We start from the raw sequence: 22,397 nt of genomic DNA on the forward strand, positions 1-22,397 counted from the left end.
TGTGGGTGGTGCGCCCGGCCGGCCAGGTTCCTGGCCCCGGCCGACCGGGCGGTCGAAGCGACGGTCAGGCGGCGGAATCCGCCGCACGCTGCTCGTCGATGAGGCGGCGTCGCTCCACCCGGCGGTCCTCCTGGCGGTCCGGGTCGGGAATCGGTGCCGCCATGAACAGGCGCTGCGTGTAGGGGTGGGCCGGGTGCGCCGTCACCTGGTCGCCGTCACCGGACTCGACGATCTCGCCGTGGTACATGACCGCCACGCGGTGGCTGATGTGCCGGACGACCGCGAGGTCGTGCGAGATGAACAGGTAGGCGACGCCCGTCTGTTCCTGGATGTCGATGAAGAGGTCGAGGACCCGCGCCTGCGTCGACAGGTCGAGGGCCGACACGGGCTCGTCGCACACGATGAGCTTCGGATCGAGGGCGAGCGCCCGGGCGATCGCGATGCGCTGCCGCTGGCCGCCCGAGAACTCCCGGGGGAGCCGTGAGGCCGCGCCGGTCGGCAGCTGCACCTGGTCGAGCAGGGATCCGACGCGCTTGCGGGCGTCGGCGCCGGAGACGCCGCGGACGGTGAGCGGCTCGGTGAGGATCTGCTCGATCGTGAGCGAGGGGTTGAGCGAGGAGTACGGGTCCTGGAACACGACCTGGATCTCCGAGCTCAGCGCCCGGCGCTCCTTGCGCTTCAGGTGCCCGATCTCCTGGTCGCGGTAGCGGATGCTGCCGCCGGTGACCGGGGCGAGGCCCAGCACGGCGCGACCGAGTGTGGTCTTGCCGGAGCCGGACTCGCCGACGAGGCCGACGGTCTCACCGGGCTTGATGTCGATCGACACGCCCTTCAGCGCCTTGAACGACTGGGCACGGAACCCCTTGCCCGGGTACTCGACTTCGAGGTCCTTCACCTCGAGCAGTGACGACGTCATCGGGTCTCTCCTGTCAGGTTCGTCGCGAGTGCCGGTCGGGCGGGACCCTCGTCGAGGATCGCGCCGAGCAGCGACTGCGTGTACGGGTGCTGTGCGTGGTTGAAGATCGAGCGCACCGGCCCGGTCTCCACGATGAGGCCGTTCTGCATGACCGAGACCCGGTCGCAGAGGTCGGCGACCACACCGAAGTTGTGCGTCACGAGGAGCATCGCCATGTGGCGCTCCGCCTGGAGGTCGCGCAGCAGGTCGAGGACCTCCGCCTGCACGGTCACATCGAGGGCGGTGGTGGGCTCGTCGGCGATGATGATGTCCGGGTCCGTGGAGACGGCGCCGGCGATGAGCACACGCTGCGCCATACCGCCCGAGACCTCGTGCGGGAACGCGGCGAAGGTGCGCTTGGGGTTCGGGATGCCGACCCGCTCGAGCAGGGCGAGTGCCTTGTCCGTCGCCTCCTTCTTGCTCAGGCCGAGGGTGACGCGCAGGGGTTCGACGAGCTGGCTGCCGATCGTGAACGCCGGGTCGAGGTTCGACATCGGCTCCTGCGGGATGTAGCCGATGCGCTTGCCGCGGATGGCCGTGTACTCGCGCTCCCCGAGGGTGTCGAGTCGGGTGCCCTCGTAGCGGATCGTGCCGTCGGTGACCCGGCCGCCGCGGGGCAGGAGTCCGAGGACGCCCCACGCCGTCTGGGTCTTGCCCGAGCCGGATTCACCGATGAGGCCGTGGACCTCGCCCTTGCGGATGTCGAGGTCGACGCCGTGGACGACCTCGGTGACCCGGCCGCCCTCCTGGTCGTAGCCGACGCGGAGGTCGCGGACGCTGAGGACGAGCTCCTCGGCGCGAGCGGAGGCGCGGGCGTCGTCGTCGTGGCGGATGGGTGGGACGCCGACGATCTCGTCCTCGCTGATCCCGGAGGTGCTGATCGACTGCGTGACGATCGTGTTGGAGCCCGTCTTCGACGTCGTCACGATCTTGCGACGGCGCCGACGGACGGACACGGTGCGCTCGAGCTCGTCGCGCATCGCGTTGGCGAGCAGGGTGAGCGCGATGCAGGTGAGCGCGATCGCGAGCGACGGCCAGACCATGAGGATCGGTGCCTTGTAGATGTTCGTGAAGCCGTCGTTGAGCATCGACCCCCAGGTCGGCACCGACAGGTCGCCGAGACCGAGGAACTCGAGGCCGGACTGGATCGCGATGGCGATGCCCGCGATGATCGCCGACTGGATGATGATCGGTGCGCGGACGACGGAGAGGATGTGCTTGCCGATGATGCGCGGGTCGCTGAGGCCCGAGACCCGGGCGGCGTCCACGTAGAGCTCCGAGCGGACGGCCGTGACCGCCGCATAGACGAGGCGGAAGTAGGAGGGCGAGAGCAGGATGCCGAAGATCGCCATCGAGATCCAGACCGACGGGCCGAGGACGGCGCGGGCGGCGAGCAGGACGACGATCCCGGGCAGCGCCATGATGAGGCCCGTGAACCAGGACGACACGGAGTCGAACCAGCCCTGGTAGTACCCGGCGATCAGCCCGGCGACGACCCCGATGACGATGGCGACGACGAGGGCGAGGAGCGCCGCGGCGACGCTGATCTGGGTGGCGGCGAGCAGGCGGGAGAACACGTCGCGCCCGGCGCTGTCCGCTCCGAGGAGGTGGTCGGCGCTCGGAGGCGCCAGGACCTGCTGCAGGGACGCGAGGTTCGGGTCCTGCGGGGCGATGAGCGGTCCGAAGATCGCGACGACCCCGATGAGCGCGAGGAACACGAGCGACGCGGCGCCGATCGGGCGCTTGAGGAGCCGACGTAGGAGGTTGACGCGGACCTGCGGCGTCGGGACGGTGAGCGGGGTTTCGATGGCGGTCATGACAGTCGCACCTTCGGGTTGAGCGCAGCCTGCGCGAGGTCGATGAGCAGGTTGACGACGACGACGATGATGGCCGTCGCGATGACGACCCCCATGACGATGGGGATGTCGCCCTGGGTCGTGGCCTGCACGGCGAGCTGACCGATGCCCGGGAGGGCGAAGATCTGCTCGATGATGACGGCGCCGCCGAGGAGGCCGATGAACTGCACGGCGAGGACGGCGAGGGCGGGGCCGCCGGCGTTCCGCAGCACATGCTTGTAGATGACGCGGCCCGTGCCGAGCCCGCGACTGCGGAGCGTCCGGACGTAGTCCTTCGACATCGCGTCGACGACGGAACCGCGCACCTGCTGCGAGACCGTCGCGATGGCGCCGATCGCGAGGGCGATGATCGGCAATGTCACCGAGGCGACCCAGCCGGAGAAGGACGTGGTGATCGGGATGTACCCGGTGGCTTTGAACAGGCGCAGGTTGATCGCGAAGGTGATGACGAGCACGAGCGCGATGAGGAAGCTGGGGATGGCGAAGCCGATGACGGAGATGAACTGGACGACGTTGTCGATCCATCCACCGCGACGGGCGGCGAGGACACCGAGGATGACGGACACGATCGCGGCGATGATGGTCGCGCCGAGCACGATCGAGAGGGTGACGGCGAGGCGGCCGGTGACGCCGGAGGAGACGAGCTGGCCGGTGAACCACGAGCGGCCGAGGTCGCCCTGGAAGGCGGAGGTGATCCAGTCGAAGTACTGCACCGGCAGCGGGCGGTCGAGGCCGAGTTCGGCGGCCTTCTTCGCGACGGTCTCGGTGGTGGCGCTCTGGCCGAGGATCCGGCGGGCGATGTCGCCGCCGCCGAGGTAGAGGAGGGAGTACGCGATCACGGAGATCACGAAGATGAGGACGACGCCGGACACCAGGCGTCTGAGGATGAATCCGAGCATGGGTCACTCCAGGAAGTGGGTGAGTGAGGGGTGTTGGGGCCGGCCCGTCCGAGCGCTGGGCACTCGGGCGGGCCGGAATCGATACGACACGTGCGAACAGTCGGTCCCGGTCCCTGAGCCTGTCGACGGGCGAACCCCTCGACAGGCTCCGGGATCAGCGGACTACTTCGGCTGGATGTCGTAGATGGACGGGTACGCGTTCGTCGGGATCATCTTGACGGTCGTGTTGGCGTCCGTTGCGAAGCTGCCCTGCACCCGGTAGAAGGGGGCGAACCAGGCCTGCTCGACGATGTAGGCGTTGAGTTCCTTGGCGACCTTGCCCTGCGTCGCCTCATCGCCGTACTGGATCTGTTTGATGTACTCGTCGACCTTCGGGTCGTCGTACTTGAAGGGGTTGAAGACGGCGTTCGGGGCGATCATGAACTGGATGAGCTGCCAGTCCGGGTTCTGCTCCAGCGCCATGAAGGAGACGGGGAACTTCGGGGCCAGGAGGTCGGCGATGAAGTTGTTGCCCGGGTCCGTGTACTCGGCGGTGATCCCGACGTCGGCCAGCTGCTGCGAGATCAGCGTGTAGGTAGTGGCGCCGAGCACCGTGGAGGACGGCATCGAGAGCGTCAGACCGTCGGCGTAGCCCGCCTCGGCGAGCAGCTCCTTGGCCTTCTCGGGGTCGTAGCCGTAACGGTCGTCGAGCGACTTGTCGTAGGCGGGGGAGTTCTCCGGGAAGACCTGACCCGTGACCGTGCCGTTGTCGTTCTGCAGTGCCTTGAGCAGGGCCGGGCGGTCGAACGCGTAGTTGATGGCCTGGCGGACGCGGACGTCGGCGATCGCCGGGTTCATCGTGCCGGCGCGGTCGAGGAGCAGCATGCCCTGGAAGTCGAGCTCGTTGGCGTTGACGGTCCAGCCGGCGCCCTCGACCTCGGCGAGGTTGTCGTTGTTGGCGAGCTTGATGCCGTTGACCTCGCCCGACTTGACGGCGTTGAGGCCGGCGGTCGCGTCCTGCAGGACGTTGATGGTCAGCTTGTCGTAGTGCTGCCAGTCCTTGTTCCAGTAGTCGGGGTTCGCGGTGTAGCTGTAGCTCGTGCCGGTGACGGTCGCGGCCGTGTCGAGCACGTACGGCCCGGAGCCGACCGGGTTGGTGGCGAGGTCGGGGCTGTCGAACGACTCGGCGCTGGCGATCAGGCCGGGGTCGCGGGTGAGGTAGTTGAGCATGGCCGGGTCGGGTGCGCTCAGGGTGATGACGACGGTGGTGTCGTCGGGTGCCTCGACGGAGGCGACGCCCGCGAAGTAGCCGGCGTCGGGGGAGGTGCCGGTCTTGAAGCGCTCGAGGTTCTGCTTGACGACGTCGGCGGTGAGCTTCGACTTGTCGGTGAAGGTGACGTCGTCGCGGATCTTGAGCGTCAGGACGGTGTTGTCGTCGTTGTACTCGTAGGAGGTCGCGAGCGACGGGACGATCTCACCGTCGGCGGTGGCGACGAGCAGGGTGTCGAAGACGGCCTGGTAGAAGGGCGAGCGGTTGCCCCACTCGGAGCCGGCCGGGTCGAACGTGGTGGGGGGAGTGATCGCACCCAGGATCAGGGTGCCACCGGAGCCGCTGTCAGAGCCGGAGGTGCTACCGGAGCATCCGGTGAGCACGAGTGCAGCAGCGGTGACCGCGACGGCTGCGGTCGTCTTCCATCGGAACATCTTTGTCCATTCGCTGTGAGCAATCCCTCATCGGATCGCTGGTGATTGAGGACGCTAGCATGAAACCCGAGTGGTCACTAGCTTTTTGTTTTCGGCCATGTCACAGTTGGATCACGACCAGGCCGCGGCGTTCGACGGGGAACGCGCTATCGTGAAGCCGTCCGAAGGGGGAGGTCGTCCGATGACATCGGTCAAGACCGGGAACAAGCCGCAGGGGAAGCCCCGCGGCGCATATGCGAAAACCGGTATGAAGCGCGTCGCGATCCTCGACGCCGCGCTCGCCGTCTTCGCCAACGGGGGATATCGCGCGGGTTCACTGCGGGAGGTGGCCGCGCAGGTGGGGATGAGCGAGGCCGGGCTCCTGCACCACTTCCCGAACAAGAGCGCGCTGCTCGCCGCCGTGCTCTCGCACCGCGACGACCTCTCGGCGACGCTCGTGCCGATGGACGGCGACGACCCGATCGAGACGCTCCGGGGGCTGGTCGCGCTCGCCCGGTACAACGCTTCCGTGCCCGGCGTGGTCGCGCTCTACTGCACGCTCTCGGCGGAGGCGACCTCGCCCGACCACCCGGCGCACGACTACTTCGTTGAGCGCTACGAGGGCACGCGCGGGCGGCTCGAGCGCACCTTCGGGCTGCTCGTCTCCGCAGGACGGGTGCGGGCTGACTTCCCCACCACCAGCGCGGCCTTCATGACCCTCGCGCTCATGGACGGCCTGCAGGTGCAGTGGCTGCTCGCGCCGGAGTCGGTCGACATGGCGGACGAGCTCCACGCCTTCCTGTCGGGGCTCCTCGGCGCAGAGCTGTAGCGGCCGAGCGGCCGGCGCGGTAGCAGGAGATCCGCGCGGTGGCGGGAGCCTCTGGGTGAGTGCGTCCTGCTCCGGCGCTGATCTCCTGCTGTCGCGCTACGGCGTGGTCGTGCGGGCGTCGCGCAGGTCCGCGCCGACGGAGGCGTAGGAGACGCCGCGGCGGTGCCGGGTGAACGATACGGAGACGACGGCCGTGGTGACGATGATGAAGCTGAGGATCCCGATGATCCCGACGATCGTCTGCGTGAGGCCGCTCGTGGCGTCGGGTATCTGCGCGGCGGTCGTCGTGGCGATGTACGGCAGGGCCACGACGGACCCGCGGTAGAGGCGCCGCGCCGCCGATCCGCGTCCGTCCGGCCACTGCGGAGCGAGCCAGACGAGGCGTTGCCCGAGCGACGCACCGCTCCCGATGAGCGCCGGCAGCACGATCACGAGGACGACCGTGCCCGCACCGATGCTGAGGACCTCGGGCAGCGTCGGGTCGTTGGCGGTCCCGGTCGCGCCCGTGAGCAGGACGCGTGGGACGACGAACACGAGCGACAGCACCGTGATCGAGAGGTTCACGGCGAACGCGTCGAGCACCATGCCGAACCAGCGTCGCCAGACGGTGATGGGTCGCGCCCGGTCGCGAGTGGCACGAAGGGCTCGCGCGCTCGGCATCCACCCGAGGACGATCGGAGCGATGAGTGCTCCGATCGCGGCACCGGCCGTGTTCGTGATCACGTCGTCAACGTCGGCCACCCGGTAGGCGCATTCGTACAAGCCCCAGATGCCCGTGTACTGCGTCGACTCGATCAGGAGGGAGACGAGCGCCCCGAGCAGGATGGAGACACCGAGCCCGCGGTTCCAGTACCGCCGCGCGATGGCGCCGAACGGGATGAACAGGATCACGTTCAGGACGACCTGGAGGAACGCGTGGCTCGTCAGGGTGCTCAGGACGGAGAGCCCGGCGGTCTCCCGTGCGATGTCCCCGATCGAGTGCCCCGGGATCAGCTCGAGTGCTCCGTGGGCCGTGCTGCAGTTCGCGCGCTCGTCCGGCAGCGGCAGCAGCGTGTACGCCACGAGGGCCACCGCGTAGACACTGACCGCCGCAGCGCCGATCACCCGGGGGAGCGACATCTGGCCGTAGCGACGGAGCTGCACGAGCAGGATCGGGCCGAGGACGGCGAAGAAGATCAGCGTGCCGCCGACGAGTCCGACCCACGCCTGCCATGTCCATCCGCTCATTCCGACAACTGTAGGGCGCTCGCCGCGCCGTCGGCATCAGTCGGCGGACGGACCCCGGTCATCCTGCGGAGGGGCCTGCGCGACCCGGTCACGTGCCGTGCGTCGAGCATGCTTGCGCGCGTCATACTCCCGTTTGCGACGGAGCCTCCGGACGTCCCTGTCCTCGCGGGTCGGAGGTACTCGCGGTACGAGCCCTCGTGCGACCCGGATGAGGTAGCCGGTGCCGGTGAGGAAGAGTGAGGCCCCTCCGAGGATGGCGACGACGGCGCCGATCCATGCCATCCACACCGGTTTGGGGCGAGCGACACCGGTCGTGTCGAACAGCGGCTGCCCCCAGAGTTCCGTGATCATGGCGATGACGGCGACGGCGATCACCCCGAGGCCGAGCAGTGAGATCACGGCGATGGTGATGATCCCGGATGGTCGCCAGCGCTCTCGGATCCTCCCCATGGGACGAGTGTAGAACGTGGATACCCGCGATGATGGAGTGTGCCGACGCTCATCGTGACCACCCATCCCGACCCCGACTCCCTCACCCATCACCTCGCCCAGCGGCTCGCGCAGGAGCTGCGATCGACCGCCGGCTCGACCAGCGTCGAAGGCGCGGACCTCGCTGCGGAGGGCTTCGACCCGCGGTACACGCTCGCCGACCGTCACACCTACCGCGTCGGCGGTGACTTCACCCCGGACGTGGCCGCCGAGCAGGAGCGGCTCGACCGGGCCACCGACCTCGTGCTCGTCTTCCCGGTGTACTGGTGGTCGGCGCCCGCACTCCTCAAGGGTTGGTTCGACCGCGTGTTCGTCAACGGCTGGGCGTTCGGCCTCGACGCGGACGGCGGGATCGTCCGGAAGCTCGACCGCCTGCGCGTGCACCTCGTGCCGATCGCTGGTGACGACGCCGGGGTGTACGACCGCCACGGCTACGAGCAGGCGATGCGGACGCAGCTCGAACACGGCATCGTCGACTTCTGCGGCGCTCGCCGCGGCGTGACGACCTTCGTTCACGACTCGGAGGGCGAGGACGCCGCCGCCCGGACGCGTGCGGTCGAGGCGGCGGTGGCCGCGGTCGTCGAGGCGATCCGCGCCTGAGCGCCCTTCGACAAGCTCAGGGACCGGGACGACCGCCCTTCGGCGAGCTCAGGGACCGGGACGAGCGCCCTTCGACAAGCTCAGGGACCGGGTCGGGTGCCCTTCGACAGGCTCAGGGGCCGGCACTCGGTCACTGAGCCGCCCCCTCCGGTCACTGAGCCTGTCGAAGTGCTACGCCGTGAGGGTGCGGTTCAGGCGCTCGGTCGCGGTGTCCATGTGGTGCTGCATCGCGGCCGTGGCCGCGGCGGGGTCGCCCGACATGATCGCCTCGTAGACGGCCTCGTGCTCCTCGAAGGCGCGCTGTGCGTCGACGTCCTCGTGGATGCCGCGCTCCACCCAGATGCGGAGCAGCGAGCGGATGCTCTGCAGGAGGTCGGACAGCACGCGGTTCCCGGTGGCCGAGGCGAGCTCCAAGTGGAACTTGAGGTCGGCTTCGATGAACTTGGTGCGGTTGGCACCCGCCTCGCTCATCGCGGTGAGGTGGTTGCGGAGCCGGTTGCGTGCCATGTCGTCCATGCGCGTCGCGGCGAGGCCGGCGGCGAAGACCTCGAGCTGCCCGCGCACCTCGATGAGTTCGCGGGTCCGTGGTTCGCCGAGCATGAGGCCCCAGCTGAGTGTCTCGGGGAGGAGCTCGGAGACACTGCCGCGGAGGTAGGTGCCGCTGCCCGGGCGGACGTCGACGACGCCGAGGATCTCGAGCGCCGCGAGGGCCTCGCGGACGGCTGAGCGCCCGATGCCGAGGGACGCGGCGAGCTGACGTTCCGGTGGGAGGCGGGTCCCCGGGGCGATCTCACCGCTCGTGAAGTGGTCGAGCAAGCGCTTCGCGACGGCGGAGACGGCGGATCCCACGGCGACGGGACCGAGGCTGGACGAGATGTCGTCGGTCGGCCGATCCGGGAACGCAGGCATGGGTTCACTGTATCGCGGCCCTTCGACAAGCTCAGGGACCGGGAGGGGTGCTCGGGGGACCAGCGATGCTTGAATTGGTCAACCGGTTGATGTATCGTTCATTCCGGTCCGGCCCGGACCACGCCCTGCCCGCGGCATCGATGCCGCCCACCCGAGGAGTCATAGTGGACACCACCGCCCCCGCGGCCAACCCGGCTGTCGAGCGATCAGCCATCCGGAAGGTCTCGATCCGTCTCGTGCCGTTCGTGGCGCTGATGTTCTTCATCAACTACCTGGACCGCACCGCGATCGGCTTCGCCGCCCCCAACGGCATGAACGAGGACCTCGCGCTCTCCGCCGCCCAGTTCGGCTTCGCGTCCGGCGTGTTCTTCATCGGCTACATCCTGCTCGAGGTGCCCAGCAACCTCGCGCTCAACAAGTTCGGTGCCCGCCGCTGGCTCGCCCGCATCATGGTCACCTGGGGCATCGTCGCGGTCCTGTTCACCTGGGTCGCCAACTTCGAGCAGCTCGCGATCCTCCGCTTCGTGCTCGGTGTCGCCGAAGCCGGCTTCTTCCCCGGAGCGATCCTCTTCCTGAGCCTCTGGGTCCCGGCCAAGCACCGCAGCAAGATCCTCGCCCTCTTCTACCTGGCGCAGCCGCTCACCACCGTCATCGGCGCACCCCTCGCCGGATGGCTCATCGGCCAGCACGGCGTGTTCTTCGGCCTCGAGGGCTGGCGGTTCATGTTCCTCGGCGTCGGTCTCCCGGCCATCCTCATCGGTGTCATCGCCTGGTTCTACCTGAAGGACCGCCCCGCGGACGCCAAGTGGCTGACCACCGAGGAGCAGGTCTGGCTCACGGCGGCGCTCGCGCACGAGAAGGCCACCACCGAGCAGAAGCAGGGCCACGTCAGCCTCAAGCACGCGTTCACGAGCGGTCGTGTCTGGATGCTCGCGTTCATCTACTTCGGCTTCATCTACGGCCTCTACGCGCTCGGCTTCTTCCTCCCCACGATCATCGAGGGCTTCCAGGAGACGTTCGGGACCGAGTTCAACGTCATGCAGAAGGGCCTCATCACGGCGATCCCCTACGTGCCGGCCGCCATCGCCCTGTACTTCTGGTCGCGTGACGCGACGCGTCGTGGTCTCAAGACCTGGCACATCGTGATCCCCGCGATCGTCGGCGCCGTGAGCATCCCGCTCGCGCTCTTCGCCAACTCGCCCGCCCTCACCATCGCGATCATCGCGGTCACCGCCATGGCGATCTTCGCCGCGCTGCCGAACTTCTGGACGCTGCCCACGCAGTTCCTCACCGGTGCGGCAGCGGCTGCCGGCATCGCGCTCATCAACACGGTCGGCAACCTCGCCGGGTTCTCGGCGCCGTACATCACCGGTGCCGTCGCGGACCTCACCAAGGTCGGCGACACCCCGCAGTACGTCGTCCCGATGTTCATCGTCGGTGGCTTCATGATGATCTCCGCCACGCTCATGGTCATCCTCTCGAAGCAGCGGAGCTCTCGCGAGCTGCGCGTCTCGCACGACGACCTCACGGGCAAGACCCGATGACGCGCCTCTTCAACGATCCGGCGGACTTCGCCGACGAGATGATCGACGGCTTCGTCGCCGCGAACCGCAACCAGGTCCGGCGCGTGACCGGTGGCGTCGTCCGGAGCACCCGGACGCCCGAGGGCACGGTCGCGCTCGTCATCGGCGGAGGCTCCGGCCACTACCCGGCGTTCGGCGGCATCGTCGGCCAGGGCCTCGCTCATGGCGCGGCGATGGGCAACCTGTTCGCGTCGCCGTCCGCCCACCAGGTCGAGTCGGTCGCGAAGGCCGCGCAGCGCGGGGCCGGCGTCCTCCTCAGCTACGGCAACTACGCGGGCGATGTGCTCCACTTCACTCAGGCGCAGGACGCGCTGAACGCGGCGGGCATCCCCACCCGTAGCGTCGCCGTGACCGACGACATCTCGAGCGCGCCCCTCGCCGAGAAGCACAAGCGTCGCGGCATCGCGGGCGACCTCACCGTCTTCAAGTCCGCCGCCGCAGCGGCCGAGGCGGGCTACGACCTCGACGAGGTCGTCCGCGTCGCCACCCACGCGAACGAGCGCACCCGGTCCTTCGGCGTCGCGTTCAGCGGCTGCACCCTGCCGGGCGCGACCGAGCCGCTGTTCACCGTGCCCGAGGGTCGCATGGCGGTCGGCATGGGCATCCACGGCGAGCCCGGTATCGACGAGACCGACGTGCCGACGGCCGATGAACTCGCCACCCTGCTCGTCTCCTCCCTGCTCGCGGAACTGCCCGAGGGCGTCTCCGAGGCCGCGGGCGCTCGCGTCGGCGTCATCCTCAACGGCCTCGGCTCGGTGAAGTACGAGGAACTGTTCGTCGTCTACCGTGCGGTCGCCGCGCAGCTGGAGGCCGCAGGAGTCGAGATCGTCGACCCCGAGGTCGGCGAGCTCGTCACGAGCTTCGACATGGCCGGCGTCTCGCTCACGCTCTTCTGGTTGGACGACGAGCTCGAAGGCTTCTGGGCTGCCGGTGCCGACACCCCCGCCTACCGCAAAGGCGTCGTCGCAGCGGCCGAGCAGCTCGACCCCTCCGAGCTCGTCGCCGAGACGGCAGCCGAGATCCCCGAGTCCACCGACGCGTCCCGGGCCGCCGCCGCGGTCGTGGTCGAGGCCCTCGACGCGCTCGTCCAGGTCATCGACACGAACGTCGAGGAGCTCGGACGGATCGACGCCGTCGCGGGTGACGGCGACCACGGCATCGGCATGCAGCGCGGTGCTCGTGCCGCCGTCACCGCCGCACACGCCGCCGCCGATGCGGGGGCCGGTGCCCACACCGTCCTGCACCTGGCCGGCGACGCCTGGGCGGACCGCGCTGGCGGCACGTCCGGTGCCCTGTGGGGCCTCGCGCTCCGCTCGGTCGGAACCGCCCTCGGCGACGAGGTCGCACCAGGCCGCACCGACGTCGCGACCGGCGTGCAGGCCGCGGTCGACGGCATCATGTCGTTCGGCAAGGCCGAGGTCGGACAGAAGACGATGGTCGACGCGCTCGTGCCGTTCACCACCACCCTGAGTGCAGCCGTCGCCGACGGTTCCGACCTCGTCACCGCCTGGACGACCGCCGCTGCGGCTGCCTCCACCGCTGCCGCTGAGACCGCGGACCTCCTGCCGAAGATGGGCCGCGCCCGACCGCACGCCGAGAAGAGTCTCGGTACCGTCGACGCCGGTGCCTACTCGTTCGGCCTGATCGTCACGGCGATCGTCCCCGTCCTCGAGCGCGCCGGCGGCACCACTGCACCGGACGGCTCCACCAGCACCACCACCAACGAAGGAGTACACGCATGACCGATCAGCTGCGCATCGTCATCGGCTCGGATGACGCCGGGTTCGACTACAAGGAGATCGTCAAGCGCGACCTCGAGCAGCACGACGGCGTCGCCTCGCTCGTCGACGTGGGCGTGGACGCCGATGGCCACACCGCCTACCCGCGGGTCGCGATCGCCGCCGCGGAGCTCGTCGCGTCCGGCCAGGCCGACCGCGCGCTCCTCTTCTGCGGCACCGGTCTGGGCGTCGCGATCGCCGCCAACAAGGTCGCCGGTATCCGCGCCGTCACGGCACACGACAGCTTCTCCGTCGAGCGCGGTGTCCTCAGCAACAACGCGCAGGTCCTGACGATGGGCCAGCGCGTCATCGGCATCGAGCTCGCCCGCCGCCTCGTCCGCGAGTGGCTCACCTACCGCTTCGACGAGACCAGCGCGAGCGCCGAGAAGGTCGCCGTCATCGGTGAGTACGAGGCGACGGGCTCCTGCTGATGACCACCTCCCCGTCAACCGCGAGCACGTCGGCCGCGCCCCGCGTGGTCGGTGTGAGTCTGAAGATGTACTTCGGCCACGCGCAGACCCTCAAGTGGATCGAGCAGGTGGGCGCCGTGGCCCGTCGGCACGAGGCCGTGGTCGATGGTCGCGTGCGACTGTTCGTCATCCCCGGCTACCTCGCGGTCGTGCCCTCGGTGGCGGCCCTCGCCGGGACGGGCGTGCTGGTCGGAGCACAGGACCTCGCGAGCGCGGACCGTGGTGCGTTCACCGGTGAGGTCGGCGGCCCCGAGCTCGCCGAGGTCGGCGTCGCCGTGGTCGAGGTCGGCCACGCGGAGCGCCGTTCGCTCTTCGGCGAGACCGACGAGGTCGTCGCCGAGAAGACCGCCGCGGCCCTCCGCAACGGCCTCTCGCCGGTCCTCTGCATCGGCGAGGTCGAGCGCACGACGCCCGAGGCGGCTGCGACGGAGTGCGTGCGCCAGCTGGACTCTGCGCTCGCGGATGCCGTGGCGGGACCGGTCATCGTCGCCTACGAGCCCGTGTGGGCGATCGGTGCGGCTGAACCCGCGTCTGCCGAGTACGTGCGAGCCGTCGGCGCGATCCTGAAGCAATCGATCGCCGAGCGGCCCGACCGGGTCGGCAGCTCCGTGATCTACGGCGGCAGTGCGGGTCCCGGTCTGCTGACCGCACTCGGTGACGACGTCGACGGCGTGTTCCTCGGACGCTTCGCCCACGACGTCGCGGCGCTCGAGGCCGTGCTCGACGAGGCGGCCCGCGCATGATCGGCTTCGGCACCTACACCTTCTTCTGGGAGGGCTCCGAGCTCGCACCCGAGCGCTTGAGCGTCATCGGCATGATCGAGCGCACGGCCGACGCCGGCGTCGAGCTCTTCCAGATCTGCGACGACGCCCGCATCGAGGCGATGTCCGACGATGAGCTGCGCCAGATCGCCGAGGTCGCCCGCGAGCGCGGGGTCACCCTCGAACTCGGGACGAAGGGGATCGCGGTCGCGCACCTCGAACGCTTCCTCCACATCGCCACCGTGCTGGGCGCGAAGCTCCTCCGCAGCATGGTCACGTCCGGCGACGACCGGCCGTCCCACGCGGACGCCGTCGATCGACTCCGCGCGGTGCTCCCGGCGTTCGAAGCGGCCGGCGTGACGATCGCGCTCGAGACCTACGAGCAGCTGTCGTCGCAGGAGCTCGTCGACCTCGTGACCGCCGTCGACCACGCGAACCTCGGCATCTGCCTCGACCCCGCCAACACCGTGGCCCGGCTCGAGCACCCGAGTGACGTCATCGAGCGCACCGCTCCGTACGTCCGAAACATCCACGTCAAGGACTTCGCGTTCACCCGCCGGGGCGGCTGGGTCGGCTTCACCCTCGAGGGCGCCCCGCTCGGCACCGGCCTGCTCGACTACCCCGCCCTCACCGCCGTCGTCCGACCGGACGAGCGCGGTGTCAACCAGATCATCGAACACTGGCTCCCGCTCGGCGACTCCATCACGGAGACGATCGAGCTCGAGCGCACGTGGACCGCACACAACCTGCAGTACCTGAGAGAAGGAAGATCATGACCGACACCACCACCGTCGCGGACCAGCTCACCATCGCCGTCATCGGCGCGGGCGGCAAGATGGGCATGCGCGTCTCCAACAACCTCGTGAAGACCAGCCACACCGTCTTCTACAGCGAGGTCTCGCCCGCCGGCCAGGAGCGTGTGACCGAGGCCGGTCGCGAGCTCACCGAGACCGACGCGGCCGTCACCGACGCCGACGTCGTCATCCTCGCCGTCCCGGACCTCGCCCTGAAGGCCGTGTCCGCCGGCGTGGTCCCGCTCATGAAGTCGGGCGCCGTGCTCCTCACGCTCGACCCGGCCGCAGCGTACGCGGGTCTGCTGACGCGTCGCGACGACGTCATCCAGGCCGTCACGCACCCCTGCCACCCCTCCGTCTTCGTCGAGCGCCACACGCCCGAGGAGTACGCGGACACCTTCGGTGGCATCGCCGCCCTCCAGGACGCCATCGCGGCGATCGAGTCCGACGACGCTGAGAAGCAGGCGCAGGTCGAGGCCGTCGTCCGGGCGATCTTCGCGCCCGTCGGCGAGGTCCACTGGGTCACGGTCAAGCAGCTCGCGCAGCTCGAGCCGACCCTCGTGGAGACGATCGCCTGCATGATCGGTGCGCTCCTCAAGGAGTCGCTCGACGAGGCCGTCAACACCATGGGCGTGCCGGAGCCGGCCGCTCGTGCGATCCTCCTCGGCCACACGCAGGTCGCCCTCGCGAACTCGCTCAAGGGCGACAACCCGTTCTCCGACGCGTGCCTCATCGCCATGGACTACGGCCGCAGCGCGATCATCAAGGACGATTGGAAGAAGGTCTTCCAGGACGACGAGCTCGACAAGAACCTCGCCGCCATGCTCCACCTCGACAAGATCGAGCGGTAACCCACTTCCCGAACTGTTCGCAGTTCAGGACGTGCCCGGCGCGTCGGCCCGCTCCACCCCCGATCCGGGTCAGCGCGCCGCGGCCGTCCTGAATTGCGAACGTCACATGCGGTCAACCGGTTGTGCCGGATAGGCTGCAGACGATCCGATGCACCACCCGCGACAGCCACTGCGACACCCGCGACACCACCCCCGCAACACCGCACGAGAGACAGGCGACGATGACTGGACGACTTGCAGGAAAGACCGCGCTCGTGACGGGTGCCGGATCGGGGATCGGACGCTCGGTCGCCGAACGGTTCGCGCGAGAGGACGCCGCCGTCGTCTTCTCCGACCGCGACATCCAGGCCGCCCGCGATGCGGCGGCACCCTTCCCGACCGCCATCGCCGTGCGACTCGACATCGCCGACGAAGCGAGCGTCGAGGCTGCGTTCGCGGTCATGGACGCAGCCGGCAAGACCCCGGACGTCGTCGTCGCGAACGCCGGCGTACAGCTCTTCGGCCAGGACGCGAAGATCGCCGACCTCGACCTCGAGGTCTGGCAGCGAACGGTCGACATCAACCTCACCGGCACCTTCCTGACGACGAAGCACGCCGTCCGCGCCATGCTCGGCCGCGGAGGCTCCATCATCCTCACGGGCAGCCCGACCGGTCTCAACGGGGAGGGCGCCGACTTCACGGCTTACAGCGCCACGAAGGCCGGGATCCATGGCCTCGGCCGGACCGTCGCCGCGGCCTACGCCGATCAGGGGATCCGCGTGAACACCGTCGTCCCCGGCTACACGGAGACCCCGCTCGTCACCGCGATCTCCGGCGACCCCGAGTCCCGCGCTGCGATCGTCGGCCGCATCCCGCTCGGTCGTCCCGGCCAGGCCTCCGACGTCGAGGGCATCATGGTGTACCTCGCCAGCGACGAGTCGAGCTTCGCCACCGGCGCGACCTTCCGGGTCGACGGCGGCATGACGAGCCTCTGAGCCGACGATCATGACCTCGCGTTCGGGAACCACCTTCCGCGTCGCATCCGACCTGCTGCTCGACCGCGAGCGCGACGCCCTCGCCGTCGGCCGGGGGCCCTGGTCGGCCTCGCTCCGCGGCTCGGAGCTGGATGACATCGCCTTCGACGGCGAGCTCGTGCTGCGGAGCATCCGCTTCGTCGTCCGCGACCAGGACTGGAAGACGTTGCCCGTCATCGTCGACGCGGTCGACCACACGACGAGCGGCTTGCACCTGCGCGGCCGGGTCGGCGACGACGGCGAGACCGTCGCATGGTCCCTGTCGGTCGACCTCGGTGCGTCGACACTGCGGGTCGCCGTCCGGGCCGAGGTGACCGCCGCGTTCCGGCGCGCGCGCATCGGTCTCATCGTGCTGCAGTCACCGGCTCTCGCCGGCACCGAGCTCGTCGTCGGCCACCCGGAGGGGTCCACGACGACCACGCGCCTCCCGGAGCACGTCGCTCCGCATCAGCCGGCGATCCGCATCGAGTCCCTCGCCTGGACCGGCGACCGCATCGCGACCACGGCCCGCTTCAGCGGTGACGTCTTCGAGATGGAGGACCAGCGCAACTGGACCGACGCCTCGTTCAAGACCTACTCGACGCCGCTCTCGTTACCGTTCCCCGTCGCGCTGGCGGTCGGTGACGTCGTGGAGCAGTCCGTCGAGGTCAGCTGTGCGCGGGTCGACGCTGCCGAGCATGCCGACTCGCCGTTGGCGACGCCCCTCGCGGTGACCGTCGTGCCCGAGACGGAGCTCGCGGCGGAACGGCAGGGCCTGGTCCCTGAGCCAGTCGAAGCGCGGATCGGAGCGCTACTCGGCAGCGTCGTCCCCACGATCTCGACGTCGGTGTCGAGCGACCTCGATGGAGGCCGTGCGGGCGGCGAGATCTCGGACCCGATCTCCGGGATCCTCGTGGAGATCGACCCGACGAACCCGGACTGGCCGGCCATCCTCGACCGCGCCGTACGCCAGGCCGGCGCCGGGCCCCTCGATCTCCGACTGGTGCTCGGGACGGGCGAGGAGGCCGAGCCGGTGCTACGACGGCTCCGCGACGCGGCCGTGCCCGTCGTGCGCATCGGGGCGTTCCATCGCCGTACCCACCTCTCCGAGGTCACGCTGCTGACCGCGCTCGCCGACGTCCTGCGAACCCTGTGGGCCGAGGGCCCGACGCCGCACCCCGAGCTCGTCGGCGGCACGCGCGCGCACTTCACGGAGCTCAACCGCAACCACGCGCGTCTCGAGCGCTGGGCGGGCCCGGTGGCCTTCAGCATCACGCCGTTCATGCACGACCGTGGCGGGCACCAGCTCGTCGAGTCGCTCGGCATGCAGGCCGTCGTCGTGGCGGACGCTGTCAGGATCGCTGACGGCCGCCCGCTGCACGTCGGGCCGGTCACGCTCGGCGCCCGCTACAACGCGGTCGCCACCACGCGGGCGAGCGCCGGTGACTCCCGCGACCCGGAACTCCGCGCGGGCTTCGGCGCGGAGCACGTGCCCGGCGCGACAGACGACCGGCAGGCGGCGGAGGCGCTCGGGGCCTGGGTCGTCGGCAGTGTCGCGGCCCTGGCCGTCTCCGGTGTCGAATCGCTGTCGTACTTCGAGGCGACCGGACCGCGTGGGCTCGTCGCGGCCGACGGGACGCTCACGGCTGCGGGACGGGCGCTCGGGTGGATCGCCGAGCTCAGCGGACAGCAGCGCGTCGCGGTCGGGATCGGCGGGGTGTCGCTCGGAGACGGGTCGCCCGTCACGCCGGCAGGTGTGACCGCGATCGCCGCCGTCGATGGCGCCGGCGAGACCGTCGTGATCCTCGGCAACCTCGGCGAGACACCGGTCCGGGTCATCCTGACCGGCGCGTCCGAGCCGCACACCGTGGACCTCGGTGCGGGCGCGGTCGCCCGGGTGGTCGTCTCGGGTCCCGTCTCCGGCTCGTAACTCCTGCATCCCGGGCGCGTACCCGGGTCCGGGATGCTCCTGGGCGGTGTTCTGACCGACCAGCAGGAGTTGTGCGCAGAGCATCCGGTCCGAGCTCCTCAGCCGGCAGGACGCCTCGCCGAGCGTCCCGCCGGTTCACAACTCCTGCAGTTCGTCGCGGGAGCGCAGCGGCACGCCGGGGCTGAGCCGATCTGCGAACGTGCGACCGACGCGAGCAGGAGTTGTGAACCGGCGGGAGGGCTCAGGCGAGCGTGCGGCGCAGGATGGCGAGGTCGAGCCAGCGGCCGAACTTCGTCCCGACCTCCGGCAGCAGGCCGACCTGCTCGAACCCGAGCTTCGTGTGCAGGGCGATCGATGCGGTGTTCTCGGCCTCGATGAGGGCGAGCATGACGTGGTGGCCGTCGGCCGTGGCGCGTTCCAGCAGCTCGACCATGAGCGCCTTGCCGAGGCCGCGCCCCTGTGCGTCCGGGTGCACGTACACGGAGTTCTCGACGGTGTGGCGGTACCCGTCCTTCGCGGCGTACGGGCCGTAGCTGCCGTAGGCGAGGACCTCACCCTCGGGGAGCGCGTCGTCGGGGCCGTCGGCGACGGCGACGAGCGCGACCCGGCCCGGCTCCTGGTGGCGGGCGAGCCATGCCTCGCGCTCGGCGAGGTCGGGTGTGACCTCGGTCCAGATCGCGACACCGTTCGCGACGGCGTCGGTGTGGATGGCGAGGACGCCAGGCAGGTCGGCGGGTTCGGCGAGACGGATGCGCATACATCGATCGTAGAGCGCCCTTCGACAGGCTCAGGGACCGATGGTGTTGGGCTCAGGGACCGATGGGTTGGGCTCAGGGACCGGTGGCTCGGGCACAGTTGCCGGCGGCGCTGAGGGACTTGCACGTGCCCGGGCCACCCTGCTCGGTCACTGAGCCTGTCGAAGTGCACACGGACGACCCAGCCCTTCGACAAGCTCAGGGACCGGTGGTGTGCGGCTCAGGGACCGGGGTGTCCAGCTCAGGGACCGGGGTGTCCAGCTCAGGGACCGATGGTGTGCGGCTCAGAGACCGACGGTGTCGGGCTCAGGGACCGACGGTGTTGGGCTCAGGGGCCCGGTGCCCGTGACGGGTAGATTCGAGGCATGTCCTCCTCCACTCCGCTCCCGATGGAGCAGCTCACCGCCGTCCTGAACGCCGAAGTCGCCCGCTACGCCGCGCGCGGTTGGACGGTGTCGTCGGTGCAGGGCCAGCAGGCCGTGCTGCAGCGACAGAAGCGCATCGGCTGGTTCTGGAACCTGATCCTGACGCTCATCACCGGCGGGCTCTGGCTCATCGTCGTGATCATCCGCGTCGTGAACCGCAAGGTCGAGTCGCTCATCGTGACGGTCGACGCCTACGGTCGCATCTCCACGCGACGCTGACGGTCGGAGCATGAGCGCGCGCGGCGAGAGCGAATCCCGGGAGACCGACGCCAGAGCTGTCATCGCCGCCGAGCGCGCCCGCGTGCAGCGGCGGACGCTCACGGTCGTCGTCATCAGCCAGGTCCTCGGCGGCGCCGGTCTCGCCGCCGGGGTGACGGTCGGGGCGCTCCTCGTGCAGGACGTCCTCGGCAGCATGAGCCTCGCGGGCGTCGCAGCCGCGCTCCTGACCCTCGGCTCCGCGCTCACCGCCTTCCTCGTCGGGCGCGTCACCCAGCGGCTCGGCCGGCGCATCGGGCTCGGACTCGGATTCGCGGCGGGTGGCGTCGGCGCGATCGGTGTGGTCGTGGCCGCCACCACCGCCCTGGTGCCGCTCCTCTTCTTGTCCCTCTTCGTCTACGGCGCAGGCACGGCCACGAACCTCCAGGCGCGCTACGCCGGGACCGACCTCGCGACCCCGGCCCGACGTGGTTCGGCGATCAGCGTCGCGATGGTGTCGACGACGCTCGGCGCCGTCGCCGGACCCAACCTCGTCGAGCCGCTGGGAGCGTTCGCGACCGGCCTCGGGCTGCCGTCGCTCGCCGGGCCGTTCCTCCTCGCCGCGGTCGCCTACCTCGCGGCCGGGACGGCGTTCCTCGTGCTGCTCCGGCCCGACCCGTTCCTCCTCGCCCGCCGTCTCGACGCCGAGCTCGCGCAGCTGGAGGTGGAGCAGACCGCCGCGGAGCAGGTGGGGTCGAAGCAGGCATCGCCGACGACCGCCGCACGCCCGCGTCCCGGCGTCGGTGCCTACGTCGGCGCCGCGGTCATGGTGGTCACGCAGATCGCCATGGTGGCGGTGATGACCATGACCCCGGTGCACATGCGCGCCCACCACCACGGCCTCGGCGAGGTCGGGCTCGTGATCGGGATCCACATCGCGGCGATGTACCTCCCCTCGCTCGTGACCGGCGTCCTGGTCGATCGGATCGGCCGCACCCCGATGGCGATCGCCGCCGGCGTGACCCTCCTGCTCGCCGGTGTCACGGGAGCACTCGCGCCGGCGGACTCGCTCGGCCTGCTCATCCTGGCGCTCGCCCTCCTCGGACTCGGCTGGAACTTCGGGCTCATCGCGGGCACCGCGCTGGTCGTCGACCACACCGTGCCCGCCAACCGGGCACGCACCCAGGGCACGCTCGACGTCCTCATCGCGCTCGCCGGTGCCGGAGCCGGTGTCATGTCCGGCGTCGTGATGGCGGGGGTCGGTTACGGTGCGCTGTCGATCGCGGGCGGCGTGCTCGCCCTCCTGCTGATCCCCGTGCTGCTCTGGGCCCGCCGGGTCACCCCACGTGGCTGAGCGGTCGTAGCCACGCGTCCGGTATCAGGGACGGGAGCGGCCCGCCAGCCAGGCGATGGCCCAGATGAGGATGAAGAGCGCCACGATCGCGAACCCGAGGTCACCGAGGTCGATGGCGGCGAGTGTGCTCAGGAGACCACCCGGAACGAGCTCGGAGAGTGCCGTCGAGAGGCTGAGGAGTCCGATCGCGAAGGCGATGACGACGGACAGGGCGGTAACGACGATGTTGTAGTCGATCCGTCGCTCCGGCCGGCGGTGTGCCCACCGATAGGCGCTCGTCATCGCGAGTCCGTTCGCGGCGTCGAAGGTGACCATGCCCGCGGTGAAGAGCAACGGGATCACGAGCACCGCGTACCAGGGCGCGGTGGTCGCCGCGTTCGCACCGAGGACGAGGAGGGCGATCGTGCTCGCCGTGTCGAAGCCGAGTCCGAACAGCAGCCCGACGAGGTACATCTTCCACGGCCGGTCGACCCGCCGACTGATGGGCGCGAGGACGCGGGCGAGGAATCCGCGACGCGCGAGTGCGGCATCCGCATCCGTCACCCGTTCGGCCGCGGTGCCCCGGGATGCGCGGACGCGCAGGAGCGCTCGGAGCGGGGCGATGTTGAGGGCGCCGATGAGGACGAGGAACACGCCGGCCACCGCGGGTCCCCACACCGCGGTCACCGCGTACAGCGGCGACGACTCGCTCGTGATCTGCGACGCCAGTGCGCCGATGCCGACGGTCAGCAGGATCACCGTGCCGACCACGACCGTCGAGTGGCCGAGCGCGAACCAGAAGCCGACGGCCACGGAGTCGCGACCGTCGGCCACGAGCTTGCGGGTCGTGTTGTCGATCGCGGCGACGTGGTCGGGGTCGAACGCGTGCCGGACGCCGAGCAGGAAGGCGGTCACGGCGAGACCGACACCGAAGACCCCCTCCGAACCGAGGACGAACCGACCGGGCAGGACGACGAACGCGAACACGCCCCAACCGAGGAGGAGCAGCGCACCGACGGCGACGATGACGACGAGGAGGGAGCGCCGCGCGCCGGGTACCGGTGCTGGAGCGAACGTGGGTTGGACGGACGACGAAGACATGGG

General features: G+C 70.0%; 21 protein-coding genes. 12 read left to right on the top strand and 9 right to left on the bottom strand.

What is annotated here, in order from left to right:
- Positions 1-64 precede the first annotated feature (64 nt).
- The 4 genes from IFR14_RS02045 to IFR14_RS02060 form a co-directional block, all read right to left on the bottom strand.
- Positions 65-916, bottom strand: a complete 852-nt coding sequence (locus IFR14_RS02045; protein WP_086472652.1) for an ATP-binding cassette domain-containing protein — start codon at positions 914-916, stop codon at positions 65-67.
- Positions 913-2,772 (bottom strand): dipeptide/oligopeptide/nickel ABC transporter permease/ATP-binding protein, encoded by a 1,860-nt coding sequence (locus IFR14_RS02050; RefSeq protein ID WP_124768000.1) that lies wholly within the window; start codon positions 2,770-2,772, stop codon positions 913-915. Before IFR14_RS02050 ends, IFR14_RS02045 begins: the two co-directional genes overlap by 4 nt.
- Complete coding sequence (locus tag IFR14_RS02055; protein ID WP_079704501.1) at positions 2,769-3,710, bottom strand: ABC transporter permease; 942 nt, start codon at positions 3,708-3,710, stop codon at positions 2,769-2,771. Before IFR14_RS02055 ends, IFR14_RS02050 begins: the two co-directional genes overlap by 4 nt.
- 162 nt (positions 3,711-3,872) lie before the next feature.
- On the bottom strand, positions 3,873-5,393 hold the full coding sequence (locus IFR14_RS02060; protein WP_085511321.1) for an ABC transporter substrate-binding protein: 1,521 nt from the start codon (positions 5,391-5,393) through the stop codon (positions 3,873-3,875).
- A gap of 247 nt (positions 5,394-5,640) precedes the next feature.
- On the opposite strand from IFR14_RS02060, the gene IFR14_RS02065 reads away from it, so the two are divergent.
- Positions 5,641-6,201 (top strand): TetR/AcrR family transcriptional regulator, encoded by a 561-nt coding sequence (locus tag IFR14_RS02065; RefSeq protein WP_240043986.1) that lies wholly within the window; start codon positions 5,641-5,643, stop codon positions 6,199-6,201.
- Between the two features lie 96 nt (positions 6,202-6,297).
- On the opposite strand, the gene IFR14_RS02070 is transcribed toward IFR14_RS02065, so the two are convergent.
- Both IFR14_RS02070 and IFR14_RS02075 read right to left on the bottom strand, forming a co-directional pair.
- Complete coding sequence (locus IFR14_RS02070; RefSeq protein ID WP_191940055.1) at positions 6,298-7,428, bottom strand: VanZ family protein; 1,131 nt, start codon at positions 7,426-7,428, stop codon at positions 6,298-6,300.
- A gap of 36 nt (positions 7,429-7,464) precedes the next feature.
- Positions 7,465-7,878: a hypothetical protein gene (locus IFR14_RS02075; RefSeq protein ID WP_191940056.1), complete on the bottom strand. Its 414-nt coding sequence runs from the start codon at positions 7,876-7,878 to the stop codon at positions 7,465-7,467.
- Between the two features lie 39 nt (positions 7,879-7,917).
- On the opposite strand from IFR14_RS02075, the gene IFR14_RS02080 reads away from it, so the two are divergent.
- Positions 7,918-8,517: an NAD(P)H-dependent oxidoreductase gene (locus IFR14_RS02080; protein ID WP_191940057.1), complete on the top strand. Its 600-nt coding sequence runs from the start codon at positions 7,918-7,920 to the stop codon at positions 8,515-8,517.
- Positions 8,518-8,688: 171 nt separating this feature from the next.
- On the opposite strand, the gene IFR14_RS02085 is transcribed toward IFR14_RS02080, so the two are convergent.
- Complete coding sequence (locus IFR14_RS02085; RefSeq protein WP_064295407.1) at positions 8,689-9,426, bottom strand: FadR/GntR family transcriptional regulator; 738 nt, start codon at positions 9,424-9,426, stop codon at positions 8,689-8,691.
- Between the two features lie 164 nt (positions 9,427-9,590).
- Between IFR14_RS02085 and IFR14_RS02090 the strand changes: the two genes are divergently transcribed.
- The 8 genes from IFR14_RS02090 (at position 9,591) to IFR14_RS02125 (ending at position 18,585) form a co-directional block, all read left to right on the top strand.
- Positions 9,591-10,970 (top strand): MFS transporter, encoded by a 1,380-nt coding sequence (locus IFR14_RS02090; RefSeq protein ID WP_229940051.1) that lies wholly within the window; start codon positions 9,591-9,593, stop codon positions 10,968-10,970.
- On the top strand, positions 10,967-12,751 hold the full coding sequence (locus tag IFR14_RS02095; protein WP_191940058.1) for a dihydroxyacetone kinase family protein: 1,785 nt from the start codon (positions 10,967-10,969) through the stop codon (positions 12,749-12,751). Before IFR14_RS02090 ends, IFR14_RS02095 begins: the two co-directional genes overlap by 4 nt.
- A complete protein-coding gene (locus IFR14_RS02100) occupies positions 12,748-13,218 on the top strand; it encodes a ribose-5-phosphate isomerase (protein ID WP_064295405.1) in 471 nt (156 codons plus the stop codon). Before IFR14_RS02095 ends, IFR14_RS02100 begins: the two co-directional genes overlap by 4 nt.
- On the top strand, positions 13,218-14,000 hold the full coding sequence (locus IFR14_RS02105) for a triose-phosphate isomerase family protein (RefSeq protein ID WP_191940059.1): 783 nt from the start codon (positions 13,218-13,220) through the stop codon (positions 13,998-14,000). Before IFR14_RS02100 ends, IFR14_RS02105 begins: the two co-directional genes overlap by 1 nt.
- A complete protein-coding gene (locus IFR14_RS02110; protein WP_191940060.1) occupies positions 13,997-14,794 on the top strand; it encodes a sugar phosphate isomerase/epimerase family protein in 798 nt (265 codons plus the stop codon). Before IFR14_RS02105 ends, IFR14_RS02110 begins: the two co-directional genes overlap by 4 nt.
- On the top strand, positions 14,791-15,663 hold the full coding sequence (locus IFR14_RS02115) for a phosphogluconate dehydrogenase C-terminal domain-containing protein (protein WP_079704514.1): 873 nt from the start codon (positions 14,791-14,793) through the stop codon (positions 15,661-15,663). Before IFR14_RS02110 ends, IFR14_RS02115 begins: the two co-directional genes overlap by 4 nt.
- Before the next feature lie 221 nt (positions 15,664-15,884).
- Positions 15,885-16,637, top strand: a complete 753-nt coding sequence (locus IFR14_RS02120; protein ID WP_191940061.1) for an SDR family NAD(P)-dependent oxidoreductase — start codon at positions 15,885-15,887, stop codon at positions 16,635-16,637.
- A 10-nt stretch (positions 16,638-16,647) separates the two neighbouring features.
- Entirely contained in the window at positions 16,648-18,585 is a 1,938-nt protein-coding gene (locus IFR14_RS02125; protein WP_191940062.1) for a hypothetical protein, read from the top strand.
- Between the two features lie 241 nt (positions 18,586-18,826).
- Here the strand turns inward: IFR14_RS02125 and IFR14_RS02130 are convergent, their stop codons facing one another.
- Entirely contained in the window at positions 18,827-19,342 is a 516-nt protein-coding gene (locus tag IFR14_RS02130; protein ID WP_191940063.1) for a GNAT family N-acetyltransferase, read from the bottom strand.
- A 363-nt stretch (positions 19,343-19,705) separates the two neighbouring features.
- On the opposite strand from IFR14_RS02130, the gene IFR14_RS02135 reads away from it, so the two are divergent.
- Together IFR14_RS02135 and IFR14_RS02140 are read left to right on the top strand one after the other, a co-directional pair.
- On the top strand, positions 19,706-19,984 hold the full coding sequence (locus tag IFR14_RS02135) for a hypothetical protein (RefSeq protein WP_138945899.1): 279 nt from the start codon (positions 19,706-19,708) through the stop codon (positions 19,982-19,984).
- Between the two features lie 10 nt (positions 19,985-19,994).
- Complete coding sequence (locus IFR14_RS02140; RefSeq protein WP_191940064.1) at positions 19,995-21,314, top strand: MFS transporter; 1,320 nt, start codon at positions 19,995-19,997, stop codon at positions 21,312-21,314.
- A gap of 24 nt (positions 21,315-21,338) precedes the next feature.
- On the opposite strand, the gene IFR14_RS02145 is transcribed toward IFR14_RS02140, so the two are convergent.
- Positions 21,339-22,394, bottom strand: a complete 1,056-nt coding sequence (locus IFR14_RS02145; protein ID WP_191940065.1) for a HoxN/HupN/NixA family nickel/cobalt transporter — start codon at positions 22,392-22,394, stop codon at positions 21,339-21,341.
- Positions 22,395-22,397: the final 3 nt, after the last annotated feature.

It is taken from the genome of Plantibacter sp. CFBP 8775 (assembly GCF_014839505.1).
In the GTDB taxonomy this organism is placed as follows: domain Bacteria; phylum Actinomycetota; class Actinomycetes; order Actinomycetales; family Microbacteriaceae; genus Plantibacter; species Plantibacter auratus.